General features: G+C 61.4%; 15 protein-coding genes. 7 read left to right on the top strand and 8 right to left on the bottom strand.

What is annotated here, in order from left to right:
* Positions 1-77: 77 nt before the first annotated feature.
* Positions 78-851 carry a hypothetical protein gene (locus TERRO_RS23530; RefSeq protein WP_014787449.1) on the bottom strand — a complete coding sequence of 258 codons (774 nt, stop codon included), beginning with the start codon at positions 849-851 and terminating at the stop codon, positions 78-80.
* A gap of 163 nt (positions 852-1014) precedes the next feature.
* Here TERRO_RS23530 and TERRO_RS19595 point away from each other — a divergent pair, with 163 nt between their 5' ends.
* Positions 1015-1818 carry a bestrophin-like domain gene (locus tag TERRO_RS19595; protein ID WP_081490690.1) on the top strand — a complete coding sequence of 268 codons (804 nt, stop codon included), beginning with the start codon at positions 1015-1017 and terminating at the stop codon, positions 1816-1818.
* A 64-nt stretch (positions 1819-1882) separates the two neighbouring features.
* Here TERRO_RS19595 and TERRO_RS19600 read toward each other — a convergent pair whose 3' ends face one another.
* Together TERRO_RS19600 and TERRO_RS22445 are read right to left on the bottom strand one after the other, a co-directional pair.
* Positions 1883-4030 (bottom strand): radical SAM protein, encoded by a 2148-nt coding sequence (locus tag TERRO_RS19600; protein WP_014787451.1) that lies wholly within the window; start codon positions 4028-4030, stop codon positions 1883-1885.
* Positions 4031-4331: 301 nt separating this feature from the next.
* Complete coding sequence (locus tag TERRO_RS22445) at positions 4332-5168, bottom strand: hypothetical protein (RefSeq protein WP_014787452.1); 837 nt, start codon at positions 5166-5168, stop codon at positions 4332-4334.
* A gap of 270 nt (positions 5169-5438) precedes the next feature.
* Here TERRO_RS22445 and TERRO_RS19610 point away from each other — a divergent pair, with 270 nt between their 5' ends.
* The 4 genes from TERRO_RS19610 (at position 5439) to TERRO_RS19625 (ending at position 7258) form a co-directional block, all read left to right on the top strand.
* On the top strand, positions 5439-5621 hold the full coding sequence (locus tag TERRO_RS19610) for a hypothetical protein (RefSeq protein ID WP_014787453.1): 183 nt from the start codon (positions 5439-5441) through the stop codon (positions 5619-5621).
* A complete protein-coding gene (locus TERRO_RS19615) occupies positions 5608-6438 on the top strand; it encodes a septal ring lytic transglycosylase RlpA family protein (protein ID WP_014787454.1) in 831 nt (276 codons plus the stop codon). The genes TERRO_RS19610 and TERRO_RS19615 overlap by 14 nt, the downstream gene beginning before the upstream one ends.
* A 53-nt stretch (positions 6439-6491) precedes the next feature.
* Positions 6492-6782: a nucleotidyltransferase family protein gene (locus tag TERRO_RS19620; protein WP_014787455.1), complete on the top strand. Its 291-nt coding sequence runs from the start codon at positions 6492-6494 to the stop codon at positions 6780-6782.
* A gap of 131 nt (positions 6783-6913) precedes the next feature.
* Positions 6914-7258, top strand: coding sequence for a histidine triad nucleotide-binding protein (locus tag TERRO_RS19625; RefSeq protein WP_014787456.1), 345 nt, complete (start codon positions 6914-6916; stop codon positions 7256-7258).
* Between the two features lie 31 nt (positions 7259-7289).
* Here TERRO_RS19625 and TERRO_RS19630 read toward each other — a convergent pair whose 3' ends face one another.
* The 5 genes from TERRO_RS19630 to TERRO_RS19650 are packed head-to-tail and all read right to left on the bottom strand — an operon-like array spanning position 7290 to position 12150.
* On the bottom strand, positions 7290-8111 hold the full coding sequence (locus tag TERRO_RS19630; RefSeq protein ID WP_245536151.1) for a DUF3108 domain-containing protein: 822 nt from the start codon (positions 8109-8111) through the stop codon (positions 7290-7292).
* A 41-nt stretch (positions 8112-8152) separates the two neighbouring features.
* The gene (locus tag TERRO_RS19635) at positions 8153-8734 is read right to left on the bottom strand and encodes a methyltransferase family protein (RefSeq protein WP_245536152.1); all 582 of its coding nucleotides are present in this window, start codon (positions 8732-8734) and stop codon (positions 8153-8155) included.
* A gap of 10 nt (positions 8735-8744) precedes the next feature.
* The gene (waaC, locus tag TERRO_RS19640; protein ID WP_014787459.1) at positions 8745-9806 is read right to left on the bottom strand and encodes a lipopolysaccharide heptosyltransferase I; all 1062 of its coding nucleotides are present in this window, start codon (positions 9804-9806) and stop codon (positions 8745-8747) included.
* Positions 9803-10837 carry a tetraacyldisaccharide 4'-kinase gene (gene lpxK / locus TERRO_RS22450; protein WP_014787460.1) on the bottom strand — a complete coding sequence of 345 codons (1035 nt, stop codon included), beginning with the start codon at positions 10835-10837 and terminating at the stop codon, positions 9803-9805. The genes waaC and lpxK overlap by 4 nt, the downstream gene beginning before the upstream one ends.
* Positions 10834-12150, bottom strand: a complete 1317-nt coding sequence (locus TERRO_RS19650) for a 3-deoxy-D-manno-octulosonic acid transferase (protein ID WP_245536153.1) — start codon at positions 12148-12150, stop codon at positions 10834-10836. Before TERRO_RS19650 ends, lpxK begins: the two co-directional genes overlap by 4 nt.
* A 103-nt stretch (positions 12151-12253) precedes the next feature.
* On the opposite strand from TERRO_RS19650, the gene TERRO_RS19655 reads away from it, so the two are divergent.
* Both TERRO_RS19655 and TERRO_RS19660 read left to right on the top strand, forming a co-directional pair.
* Complete coding sequence (locus TERRO_RS19655; RefSeq protein WP_014787462.1) at positions 12254-13030, top strand: hypothetical protein; 777 nt, start codon at positions 12254-12256, stop codon at positions 13028-13030.
* Positions 13027-13512: a GNAT family N-acetyltransferase gene (locus TERRO_RS19660; protein WP_014787463.1), complete on the top strand. Its 486-nt coding sequence runs from the start codon at positions 13027-13029 to the stop codon at positions 13510-13512. The genes TERRO_RS19655 and TERRO_RS19660 overlap by 4 nt, the downstream gene beginning before the upstream one ends.
* Positions 13513-13808 lie beyond the last annotated feature (296 nt).

Raw genomic sequence — 13808 nt, forward strand, 5'->3', positions numbered from 1 at the left:
GCACCCAAATTACTCCCGGCCGTTCAGCAGGTCACGCAAAAATTCGCGCATACCGTTGGAAATCGGCGGTCGCGAAACTAGTGAACAGCGTCTGCACGGTTCACCAGAGTGACGTTCGAGAAGACGCCCGTATCAAGCTGATCGGCGACGTGCGGACAGAAACCGATCCCGACATAGAACGGACCGTCGAAGTGCGTGGTGATGGGCGGCCCGAGCGGCTGCATGGGTTCGCCCTTCAAACTGACGAAGAGGCGCACCTGGTCACCATGCTTCTCAATGCCGATGCGCTGCGCCATCACACCCTTGAGCAGGCCCCCGAAGGAGTATTCGAGGTCGCGGCTTTGTGCGGCGCGGTCTGGACGCTCTGCCAGGTGAACCATGCCGGTGCCGTGTTCTGCCGCTATAGCTTCCTTACTGTCGTCGTCCAACGTTTGGCGCAAGACGAGCACGAGTTTTCGGTCTGAGTGCGGCTCCGGATTCTCAAAGCGCACATCGGCCGCGAACGAAACATCCCCGGACATACGCTTCCAAAGGAATCGAAACTCGTCGCGTTGATACCAGATGTTGTAACCAGACGAGGTGATGCGATAAGTACCGGTGACTTTGTCGAAGCTCAAAGAACCGGGTACAAGCGGGCCGCCGATCTCCGATATGCCTTCAAAAATGCCCGTTGCAACATTCTCCGTCCGTGTCGGACGATGGAAGTCTGCTGGCGGCGGCACCTGTTTGTGCGTTGCGGAGCCGGGGATCGCCCAGTCCGGGACTGACGGCGTTGCAGGAGTCTGGCCGGCTGCCGTGAGGCCATGGGTCAGGGCAAGAAAGCAAACAGCGACGCACCGGCAAACATGCATGATGCAGAGCAATGTACCGTCTTACCGCGGACTTTCACAACCAACATTGACGTGGCGCATCGCGAGAGACAACGCGCTTATCTGGATACACCGAATTCGCCTCCGCGCGGCATCTGCCATTCGAGCGGTGCAACACACCGCGCGTGTACGCATCTCCCTTTGAATGAGTTTTCTCTCGATGACGCTCTACTGGATTTACAGCATTCCCAACTGGCTCTTCGGCCTGCTCTGCACGATTGCCTTCATTGCCTTTGGTGTTGCCGGCACGTATCTGACGCGCGAGTTTGTAAAGCGCGTGCATCGCGAGGATCACTCGCACAACGACATCGTTGGTTACTTCCTCGCCGCGATTACCGTGTTCTATGGGGTGACGCTTGGCCTCGTCGCGATCGGCACCTGGAACAACTACTCGGCGATCCAGGACAAGGTGGACACCGAGGCGCAGAATGTGGCGTCACTCTATCGCGATGTCAGCAGCTATCCTGAGCCGGTTCGCTCCCAGCTTCGGCTGGACCTGAAACAGTATGTGCGTGAGGTGATCGACCATAGTTGGCCGCAGCAACGCAGAGGCCTGGTGCCCGCCGGCTCCGCCACCTACATCGACCATCTGCAGGAGCACCTGCTGCAATATTCGCCGCAAACGTCAGGCCAGCAGGTGATCTACCAGGAGAGCTACCGGCAGTTCAATGAACTGATCGAGAGCCGCCGCGCACGACTGGATAGCGTCAACACGTCATTGCCACGGTCGATGTGGTGGATGGTGATCCTGGGCGCGCTTGTTTCCATTACGACCACCATGTTCTTCGACCTGCGCAGCTTCCAGATGCACCTGTGGATGACCGCTTTGATGAGCGGCCTGCTGGGCCTAATGATCTTTCTGATCGCTACGCTGGACAATCCGTTCCGCGGTAAGGTGAGCGTCAGTCCGATTGCATTAGAGCGTGTGTATTCGCAGCTGATGCGGTGATTGGTTGGGCACGTAAGAAGGGCCGCCCGAATGGGCGGCCCTTCTTGTTGTGTGCTCGGAAGAACTAGTCGCCTGCGACGAGCTCATCCTTGTTGATCATGTTGACGACTTCGACGTTGGAAGCCGCCGGAGCCGGTGCTGCGGGCTTGATGCCGCCCAGGCCACCGATCTCGCCGATGGCGACGAAGCCGCCGGGCATCTCGGGTTCCTTCAGGATTTCCTTGCGGTAGAGCTTCGCCATGCGGGCGTTCTCTGCTTCCTGCTTCAGCTTTGCATCGCGTGCGCGGATCTTCTCTTCCCGTGCATTCTTTGCAATGCCGCTCTTGTCGAAGGTATCGTTTGCAGCCGAGTTCACGTGCGCCTCGTTGAGAACCAGGTCATACTTCTCCTGCTTCTCGATCGAGACCTTCTTGCCGCCGGCGAAGATCTCGTGACGACCGTGCTCCTCGTACCACTTGGTGAGCGACGACGTCATGTGCATCTTCTCGATGATGTTGCGCCAGCCAACGCCCGTGTTGTACGCGCAGAAGCTGATCTCGCCTTCCTGCGTGGCGTAGGGGATGATGCACTGCTCGGTGCGGCGGAAGTCGTAGTTGAACAGATCCTGGAACCACATGCCTGCGATGAACAGGAAGTTCCAACGATCGGCGCGACGCATCTTGATGTCTTCCATGGTGCGGTCAGCAGTCACCTTGCCGTAGTTGCGGCCGGTGGCGCCAAAGCACTTGTCAAACTTCTGCAGCAGATCCGAGATCTTGAAGTGGGTGGGTGCCTTTGCAGGATCGTAGTTGCGCAGCAGCGCAAGCGATACACCCAGGATCGTGAGGAACTTGCCACGAGCAGCGTCGTTCACCTTCGCTACATCCTTCGCCAGACGGTCGGCGTTGATGAAGGCAGTGACGGGAACGGCTTCCTTAGTTTCCTTATCGATCATCAGCGCCATGCCGATACCGCAGTTCGGGTGGCAACCGCAGGAGAGTTGGCCCCAGTCGTGATCTGGTCCGTGAACCAGGTCGGCCCAGTCAGAGAAGGTCGACATGAACGAGATGGGGAACCAGTCGCGCGTGGACTCGCCGAGGCCGGTCTGGGTCTTGACGTCGTGTGCCAGGTGGCTCAGGGTGTAGCGCTGCGCCATGCGGCGCTCATCACTGACAGCCTCATCGCGGCCCGTGAAGCTGACCGGCTGGAACGAGAGGAAGTTGATCTTCTTTGGGTTGTCCAGAGCGAACTCGATGATGCGGCCAACCTGCTCGTTGTTGATGCCATTGATGATGCAGGTGACGGGAACGATGTCGACACCAGCCTCGTGCAGGTTGTGGATCGCCTGCAGCTTTACGTCGAACGAGTTGCCGACCTTGCGGTGGCTGTTGGCAGCGTTGCCGATGCCGTCAAACTGCAGGTACGCGTAACGCAGACCAGCTTCTGCCGCTGCCTTCGCGAATTCCTTGCTCTTGGCGAACTCGATGCCGTTAGTGGCAGCCTGCACCGAGGTGTAACCGACCTTACGTGCATAAGCGACGGCATCCAGGAAGTACGGGCTCAACGTCGGCTCACCGCCGGAGAACTGTACGGACATCTGGCGCTTCGGCTTGATCTGGACGGCGTTGTCCAGCATGGTCTTGATCTCGTCCCACGTCAGTTCGTGGACGAAGCCGACCTGGTTGGCGTCCATGAAGCAGGGATCGCACATCATGTTGCAGCGGTTCGTCAGATCGATGGTGAGAACCGAACCGCGGCCGTGCGTGACGGTGGACGTACCGTGGTTGTGGAGCTTCTCATCGTTGTGCGCGCGGATGTCGCGGCCCGGGAAGACGTCTTCCAGGTGCTTCATCATCGGCGGATCGATGGACATAAGGTCTTCGAAGTGGCCGTGGATCGGGCAATCCTTCACCATCAGGATCTGGCCGTCGCGCTCGATGATCTGAGCCTTGATTTCGCCGACCTTCTCGTTCAACAGGATCTCGTGGGGCAGCTTGCCGTCAATGATCTGCTGACGGATCTCGGGAACGCAACGCGGGCAGAGGGAGTCAGTGGTACGCGGCCAGCCAAGGGGCGGCTTCTCCTTCTGGTAGCTCTTGAGCAGGGGCTTGTCCGACCAGCGCGGCGTGAATGAGGCATTTGGGCTGATACTGTTCAGCTTTTCAAACACCGCCCAACCTGCCTTTGCGACGAGTGTGAGGGACTTTTCTGCAAGCTTTGTGGCCTTGGACATTGCTTCTCCTGAAATGTGTGGTGCTTCGTACGGTGGTCTCGGATTGTTTCCTATGACGAGGTTAGGATGCTCCGGTTCACACGCGCGTCTCAAATCTTATGGACGAACCCGCTCAGTTACAGCAGTTTGCGTCTCCCTGAGGCTACCCCTCACAAAGGCGAATGAGCAGCCGCATTTATGGAACCGCAACAATCCGCAGCGAAGTGCAAAGATCAGCAGCGAACGGCAAGAGATAGACGGCGTACAAAGCACAGGGCCAGCCCTGTCGGCTGGCCCTGTGGCGCGAGATTTCGCTGAGAGGCTACTTGCGGATATGCACGAGCTTGAGAGCATCGTCCAGGAACTCACTGACTTCAAAGCCCAATGCCGCACCGACCAGGGAGGTCCCCCAGTTCTGCATGGTGTTGCTGGCTCCGCGATCCTGATCCGGGTAGTAGACGTTGTTCAGACCAGCGGTTGCACCGTATCCCAGCAAAAGCGGGACGTTGACCTTGTTCTTCATGCTGTACGACGAGCGTGTGACCACGACCCGCGATGCAGCGTAGAACACACGATTGACGAAGCGGTGACCGTCGCCCAGGGCGTAGTAGCGAGGATCGTCGTGGAACATCGGCGAGAAGAGCGCGTCGGTCGCCATTGTCTGAACGGTACTGCGCAACGCGGCGGCGCCTTCACGCTTGCCGAAGGCTTCCATGTTGGTGCCATAGTGCGGCTGCGAGTCGATCAAGTGCGACCAGCCCGCGGAGACAGTAACGCCTATGAGCTGCGTCAGATTAAAGGAATCGTGCAGGCCGTAGACGACCTTCTCCATGCCGTGCAGCGGTACGGAAGTCTGACCGGGCAGAATGATCGTCGCAAAACGCGGTGCGACCGGGCCCACGCCTACGCCGGAGGGAGCCTGGCCGAAGTCAAATGCGGGTGCGGCGAACGCTGGAGCGTCCGGGGCTGGAGCAGCGGTCGCGACGGCGCTCGGTGCATCCGGAAGGCTGCTGGAGATGGTGCCAGCGTCGGCCGGCAGGAGGATCGGCGTCTCAACGGCAGCGATTTGAAGAGTAGCGGGCGCCGGCGCGGGAACAGCCTGCGCCGCAAGAAGTGGTGCGAACGCAAGTAGAGCGGCGAACGAAAGCGAACGAGTCATGAATTTCCCTTTTGTATTGGTGAGGCATGCCTCGAAGGCCCGCGGATCACGTTATTCAGTACTTTGAGGCCCATTCGAGCAGCTAAGTTGCATAGTAGCGCGGTCCCGCATACCGCACTTTCGGGGGACGCGGGTTTTAAAAGTACCCTTTCGAGCAGTAACCAGCCGGGCACTGTGCCTGCTTTTCCGCCAGGCAAGGCCTGTGGACTTCGCTCTAATTGCAGGTGGATGCGTGCGCCCGGACAACGGCCGGCCGCAGAGGAGAGCACGATGGCGGATTGGAATAAGGAAGTTGCGGATGCCACAGAGCGCGCCGAGGCCGAAGTGCGGCGAGTGATCCGCTACCTGAACGACGAAGTTGTTCCCGAGGTGCGCCAGCAGAGTTCCAGCGCCCTGCGCTCAGCCGCAGAGCAGCTGACGAAGCTGGCGGAGAAGATGGATGATCGTAAGTAACTGCGGCAGCAGCGTGAATCGCGGCCTTCTGCGCCGGTACACGGTTGCGTGCGGCGCGCTGCTTATTCTGCTGATGACCACTGGCTGTCACCACAAGGCAAAGGTCAGCCGCTATCACCCTCCGCCACCACCATTGCGCACACAACCCCGCGCACCGTCGAGTGCAGGCAGCAGCGTTCCGCGCGGCATGCATGGCGGCCCGTTGCCGTCGTACGCCATCCCGGACCCCAACGTTAATGACAATGCGATTGCCTCCGGCCACGTAAGTTCAACGGAGACAGGCCTGGCGAGCTGGTATGGCCCGCCGTATCACAATCGCCAGGCAGCCAACGGTGAGGTCTTTGACCAGAACGCCTTGACCGCCGCACATCGCACGCTGCCGATGGGCACCGTCGTTCGTGTGACCAACCTGACGACACAGCAGAGCGTGACCGTTCGCATTACTGATCGTGGTCCGTTTGTGCATGGCCGCCTGATCGATCTTTCGCTGGCAGCAGCGAAGGAGACGGGCATCTACCGCATGGGCCTGGCAAAGGTACGGGTGGAAGTGCTTCAAGAGCGTCCGGGCGCCGACCTGGGCGGCAAGTGGTGCGTGCAGATTGGGGCGTTCCTCGACAAGAACAACGCCTGGCGATTGCAGAGCGACCTGCAGCGTCGCTACGCGACGAGCGCGAAGGTCATCGAGTTCCAGGGACCGACGGGCCACTGGGTCCGCATCAATCCCATCAGCGCGTCGCGCACGCAGGCACTTCAGATCGCCTCGGCCATCCGTACCGCCGAGCCGGATGCACAGGCTTACCTGGTGCGGCTGGACTGACCTTCTGGAGTTGCCTGTAACGCTATGGCAGACTATGGGCAGCAGATGAGGCCATGAAGGCGTCAGAAGCGCTTGACCTCCACCGTGAGGAAATCCGCCGGATCATCCTGGCGAATAAGGCTGAGAATCCTCGCGTCTTCGGGTCAGTGGCCACGGGACTCGACGACGAAGATAGCGACCTGGACATCCTCCTCGATCCCACGGATGGCATGGATCTGTTCGATCTGAACGGTCTCGCCAACGATCTGGAGGAGTTACTCCATGTTTCGGTGGACGTGATCACGGAACGCAGTATCCGGCCCCGCTTTCGCGACAGCATCTTATCCAGCACGCGGCCGCTGTGAAGCATCCGGATCGCATCGCGCAGCGATCTTGAAGTCGCGTGGCCCGTCGCCACCGTTCGGCTCCCTCGACTGCGTCTGCTGACAGTCCCGGTTCTCCTCCAACTCGATCTCAACTCGCTACACTTCTAAGCATGGCTACTGACTGCATCTTTTGCCGCATCGTTGCGGGGACCATACCGTCGACCAAAGTCTTTGAGGACGACCGCGCGCTTGCGTTTCGCGATCTGCATCCGGCTGCGCCGGTCCATGTGCTGGTCATCCCGAAGGAACACATCGCATCGACCGCGCACGCTGTGGTGACGCACGAGACGCTGCTGGGACACCTGATGCTGACTGCCGCCAAGGTGGCCGATCAGGAGGGCCTTGCGAAGGGATTTCGCATCGTGGCGAACACCGGCGCAGACGGCGGACAGACCGTCGATCATCTGCATCTGCATGTGCTGGGTGGCCGATCGATGACGTGGCCGCCGGGCTAGAGGCAGCGGCGTTGATTCAGGAGAAGCGCGACTAAGAGACGGACTGCAGGCGGAAGGTAATCGTTCCCCACAGCAGCTTGGCGCGGATCTGTACCGGCAGGTGCCGCGCGTCGTCTGAGTACCAGATGGTGATGGTGCCGCGATGCTTCACCACGCCGACATCGGCTGTGGGCTGTACGCGGATGGCACTGAAGGTGCCCGCAGGCGTCTTCACATCCTCGCGCGCTTCGACCTTCATGGTGACGGCGACGGTACGCATGGCATCCGCCAGCGGCAGCTTGAAGTCCTGGCCGACGGTCAGCTTTTGCGAGCCGACGTAGAAGATGCCGGAGAGCGAATCGATCACGCATGCGGGGATCTGTCCGTCTTGATGCTTGACCGTGTTCTTCACTAGATTGCGTTCGTTTAAGCTCTGCGTACCGAGCACCGGTGTGGAGCTGCTGGCAGGTGCGGGTGCTGTGGCGCCAGGCGTAAAGACCAGGTCGCTGGAGACCTTGCGGCGGCCCTCCTGCGTCTGCTTGCTGAAGCCTGCAGAGCATCCTGTCACGGGATTGAAGCTGGACTGGAAGCGGTCGATGACCTGATAGATCATGTTGGTCGCGCCTACGGTATCGGCCGTGGCCTGCACCTTCATCAGCGGTCCCTGCTGATCCAGTTGGAAGGTCACACTGCCGGCGGTGAAGACACGCCAGTCGACCGCGAAGGTCAGTGTCTGGTGTTGCGGAAAGGTGTAGCCCTGCATGGGCGGCGTCACGGGCGGCGCAGAGGCCGGGGGCACGCCCTCTTTCTGCGCCTGCGCACCAGAGGCGAGCAGGCAGGCAGCCAGCAGAAGGGCTTTTCTAAGCGATTGCAAGCCGTCGATGCCCCTTCTCATTGGTCTGGAACTGTCATGCATCAGCGTGCGCCAAAGTGTATCCGCGCCCACATGAGCAAAAGCAGCGTGGCGTACAGGGCAGCCGCGCCCATCACCGAATTGTACTCGCGGTGTTTGCGATAGCGCTCGGGTGAGAACGCGGCGGCAGGTGCACTCTGCCCCGTGGGAGCGGCCGTCAGCCGCGGGAGAAGTCGAGGAACGCGGGCTGCATACGCATCGAAGTCCGGAAAGTGCCCACGGAGAAAGCGCTCCTCCGACAGGATGACAGGCCCGTAGATTACGAGAAAGAGCACTGCCAGCAGGACGATGAGGTACCACTGACGCGACGCGAATGCGAACCCGAACGCAGCCAGGATGGAGCCCAGGTACAGCGGATTGCGAGTGTATGCGTAGGGGCCGGTCTGCGTTAGTTCGGCGTTTTTCTTTACGTAGCCTGCTGCGTAGCCGCGCAGCCATAGGCCCGGGATCACCAGCAGAAGGCTAAGCGCGAGCGACATCAATGAGGGCCGCGCGCGCCATAAGAAAACTGCCGCAAAGACGAATCCCAGCGGCACACGAATGCGCCGCACCAACCGCTCGCCCTTGCTCATCTCTGCTGCCATGCCTCTGTCATTATCCATGCGCGGGCGGCATCAGGCCCACGGCGGCCTTGATAACCTCATCCACACTGATCTGCAAAAGCCCTGCTTCGGGCTCGCGATGACGACGATGGTCGGTGATGCTGGTCGCATGGCGGAGGACGCGCGCGTGGGAACCCCATGGCCCTGTACGCACCGGATCGGTTGGTCCGAAGATGCTGACCACCGGCACGGCAAGCGCTGCAGCGAGATGGAGCGGCCCCGAGTCGCCCGCGATCAACAGGGACGCTCGACGTAGCAGCGCGGTGAGCTGCGGCAGCGTGCAGGGCACCGCCGAGGCCGCACCGTTGCTGAACGAAACAACGCTGCTGGCGACAGCATCCACGTCAAAGGGCGAGGCATTCACGAGCACCGTGCAGCCGCGTGCTGCGAGTGCTTTTGCTACAGCACCGTAGCGCTCGGCTGGCCACTCTTTCGCGCCCCAGCCTGCGGTGGGCGCGAGGATCACCAATGGTCCTGAAGGACGATCGAGTAGCAGCGCTTCGCACCACTGCTCTGCTTGCGGATCGATGGGCAGATCCACCACAGCTGATTGGATTGTCAGGCCCATTACGGCGGAGACGATCTCAGCGGCTTGCTCCACGACGTGCGCGCGCTGAAGTCCGACGCTCTGGCTGTAAAGCCAGCGGGCCTGTGATTCGCGTGTGGTGGCGCTGCCTACGACACGACGCGCGCCGCTCATGCGTGCGATTACGGAAGAGCGGATGGAGCCCTGTAGATCAATGGCGATGTCGTAGTGCTGTGCGCGAAGTTCTCTTCGCAATGCGAGGATGCTGCGGAAGGTAGCGATTGAGAATGGCTTTTTTGACCACGTTTTTGTTGGCACAAAATGCACGCGATCCACGAGCGGCATTGCTGCGGAACGTGGCACCGCATCTTCCGAGGAGCGCAGCAAGGATGACCACTTTGGCTCGATCGCCCACGCGATCTCCGCGTCTGGCGCGGCTTTGCGCAGTGCTGCGACTGCGGGCATGGCATGCAGGACGTCGCCCATGGCGCCTACTCGCACGATGAGGATGCGGAGTTTTTCGGTCATGGTTTTGACCACCATGCTTTTATCTGTGCGACGACTTCGGTTACGCATTGTTCTTCGTTGCGTAGCGTGACGCGGATGTCGCCGATGGCGATGGGTCCTATGGACTCGAGTTGGCGGCGCAGGTTGGGCGTTAGTTTTACTGCGTCTTTTGCGGTTGTGATGAAGCCGTTGGCGTGCGCGGCTTTTGCGCTTGTGATGAGTTTCTGGATGGTGGCTTCGTCGTAGGTCTGATGGTCGCGGAGTGCGGTAAATCCTGCGGGGGAGATGGCTTTTTCGGTGAGGGCGGTGCGGAAACCTTCTGGTCTTGCGATGCCGCAGAAGGCGAGCGGACGGGTGGCCGGAAGGCCGTCAATGACGGCAAATTTGCGCTCTATGAGCCACACTGGGGGCAGTTCTCTGCCGCGTTTGAATCGATTCAGTAGGGGTAGCAGCTTTTCTGCCTCTTCCTCGCGCAAAACTATGACCGACGCCCGACGTAAAGCCCGCATTGGCTCGCGAAGATCCCCTGCGGGCAGCAGGGTGTCGCGCGCGTCGGCAGCTGTGAGGAGGACGATGTCGACGGCGCGGGCGAGTTGCCGGTGCTGAAAGCCGTCGTCGAGCAGATGGAGGGCGAGGGTCTTGTCGTCGCGGAGATGGTGCCGGTCGCGCTCGGCCCATCGGCCGGCGTCGTAGCGGTTGCGAGCGACGTAGACGGGGCAGCCGAGACGTTGGGCGAGGAGCAGGGGTTCGTCGCCGAAGTCGGTGGCGCTGCCGAGCGGGTTGACTCGCAGGACCTCGTCTGGTGTGCGACCTGAGGTGCGGCCGTAGCCTCGCGAGAGGACGTCGATGCCGTGGCCGGCGCGGCGGAGTGCTTCGGCGAGTGCGATGACGAAGGGTGTCTTCCCTGCTCCACCGGCGGAGAGGCTGCCGACGCTGATGACCGGCTGCTGCAGTCGTTGTGCGCGTTCCGGGTGCTGGTCGAAGGCGCGGGACTTCCACGCGACGCCGGCTGCGTAGAGCGGGACCAATGGGAGCAGGAGCGGACGCTTCATTGCGCGCTCCGATTCAGCAACTCCACAAGAGCGGTGACGGTGCGTTCGGTTGCACCGGTCATGGATGCGGCGAAGGCGCGGCCTCGCTCTCCGAGGGCGCTGTCTTGCGGTGCTTTGAGCAGTGCTTGCAGTGTGTCGCAGATGGTCTCGCGTGTGACCAGCCGGATCGCCTGTGCGGTGGCCATGGCGTCGACCATGCCGCGGAAGTTTTCGTAGCTCGGCCCCATGACGACGGGGACGGCGAAGCGTGCAGCCTCTAACGGGTTCTGGCCACCGTGCGGCACGAGCGATCCGCCGATGAAGGCGACGGAGGCGAGGGCGTAGAGCGAGGAGAGTTCGCCGACGGTATCGACCAGCAGGATGGCGCCGAGCGGGATGGGGCCGGGGGCGATGCGCCACCGGCTGAGACGGAAGATCGTCAGCCGCTGATCCTTCGCGATCTGTTCTACCGCTTCGGCGCGTTCGGGATGGCGTGGCGCGAGGATCATCACACGGTCCGTCTGCGGCAGAGACTTCCAGCAGTTGAGGAGGAGCGATTCCTCGTCGTCGTGGGTGCTGCCACAGATGAGGATCCTGCATTGTGCCGGGAGGTGCTTTCGTACTAGGACTGTGAGGGGTGTCTCGGCTGCGATGCGGATGTCGTATTTGAGATTGCCGGCTGCGACGACTCGGTCAGCGGGTGCGCCGATCTTGCGCCAGCGGCGTGCGTCTTCTTCGCTCTGGGAGAGGAGCAGCGAGAGCTTGCCGAGCAAGGGTCTCCAGAGGACGCGCAGTTGCATGTAACGCGGGAGTGAGCGGTCGCTGACACGTGCGTTGACGACGGCGACGGGCACGGCTGAACGTTCGCATTCGACGAGCATGCGCGGCCAGAGTTCACTCTCCATGAGGATGACGAGCTTTGGCTGCAGGGCGCGCAGGTAGGGACGGATGGCGAAGGCGAGGTCGAGCGGGTAGAAGAAAACTCGGTCGACGCCGAAGCGTTCTCGCGCAACCTGTTGGCCGGTGGGCGTGGTGGTGGAGAGGACGATGGCGTGGCCGGGCAGGGCGGCTTCGAGTTCTGCGATGAGGCGGGTGGCGGCGAGTGTTTCGCCGACGGAGACTGCGTGCAGCCAGATGACGGGGCGACCCTGTATAAAGTCGCGCAGACGCAGCGGCACATCGCCCAGACGTTGCTGGAGGCCCTGGCGGTAGCGGCCCTGTCGCAGCATGCGCCAGCCCCAGACCGGCGCGCTGAGCACCAGCGTCACGGTTACGGCGAGGCTGTAGAGAAGCATCATCTTCGGGCAGATCACCAGGCGACCGGAGGGAGTCACGGCTGCTAGGCCACTTTACCCTCTTAGCCGTGGCATTCGATAATGACCGTGCGATACGGCGGGGCGCGTGAACCCGCTGGGCCCACTGTAACGTCATACCGATATGCGCTTCTCCCTTCCCCCAAGTCGACTGCCGCTGCTGGTTGCGCTGCTGCTGGTAAGCCCTGCGGCGTTCGCTGCCGCGAAGAAGGCGCCGCCTGCACTGGCTGCCACGGCTTACCCTGCGCACGAGACGCATGAGAAGGAACACGTGACGATCGCCGCCGATCCGCTCGACGGACGCGGCCAGGGCGACTTCTTCCGGCTTGATTACCTGGGACACAGCGTGTTGCCGGTGCGGCTGGTGATTGCGAATGATGGGGATGCTCCGCTGGACCTGAACCAGGCGCGCATCCAGTTCATTGCGGCGGATGGCACGAAGCTGCCGGCAGCGACGCCGGACGAGCTGAACCGCAGGCTCTTCCGATTTAAAGACATCAAAGAGAAGCGCATTCCAGGCACGCCGATTGCGTACCGGCCGACGCCGGTCGACAAGAAGATTTTGGAAGATGACAAGGATTTTGGCTTCTCGCAGACGGTGATTCCACCGCACACGACGGCGAGCGGATTTCTGTTCTACGACATCAAGGATCTGGACGATCCACCACTGCGCGGGGCGGAGTTGTACGTGAAGATGATCCACACGAAGACGGACGCGAAGGACGTTGAGCTGTTCGGCTTCAGCGTGCCTTTTGACAAGTACCTGGCGATTGCCGACGCGAAGAAGAATGCGGAGAGGGCTGCAGCCCGCGCCAAGGCTGAGGCCGACGCAATGGCTGCCGAAGCGAAGGCCGAGAAGGACAGCAAGGCCGCAGAGAGTACGCCGAAGGACAAGCAGTGAGCCTGACGATTCGTGATGCGGTGCCCGCCGATGTGCGTGAGATGGTTGCGCTGATCCGCGACCTGGCGATCTACGAGAAGGAGCCGGATGCCGCCGTGGCCACCGAGGCGGACCTGCTGCGCGATGGCTTTGGTCCTGAGCCTTACTTCCACTGCGTGATGGCGGAGTGGGATGGTGCTGTGGCCGGGTTTGCGCTGTTCTTCTTTCAGTACTCCACGTGGGAGGGCCGGCCAGCGCTGTACCTGGAGGACCTGTTTGTGCGGGAGCCGTTTCGGAAGCGCGGGATTGGTGTTGCGCTGTTTCAGCGGCTGGCGCAGATTGCGCTGGAGCGGAAGTGCACGCGGTTCCAGTGGGAGTGCCTGGATTGGAACCAGCCGGCGCTGGATTTCTATGAGAGTGCCGGTGCCAAGGTGTTGCGGGAGTGGTTGAATCTGCGGGTTACGGGTGAGGCTTTGGAACGGTTGGCTGGGGCTTCGCGGTAGGCTGCGTTGGTCCGGGTCGCGTGAACGCGGCGCGGACCTTTTGAGAGGGGTCAGGTGGGGTTCTTTCCCTGCCTAGACAAATGAAAGCTAAACCTCAGCGGCTAAAGCCGACCTTCTGTTGAAGATCATGTGGCATCGCTAAGGCGATGCCCTTCCGAACGAAGGAAGCGGTGCCGAGTCAGAGGCCATGCTTCCCCCGTGCCTCGTCAGTAGGTGTGAGCATTTGGGTCGCGCTTCGCGCGAGACCCCACCCTTCGACGGGCTCAGGGCAGGGTCCTTTGCTTCGCAAAGATTGG

The sequence above is a fragment of the Terriglobus roseus DSM 18391 genome (genome assembly GCF_000265425.1).
GTDB classification, from domain to species: Bacteria; Acidobacteriota; Terriglobia; order Terriglobales; family Acidobacteriaceae; genus Terriglobus; species Terriglobus roseus.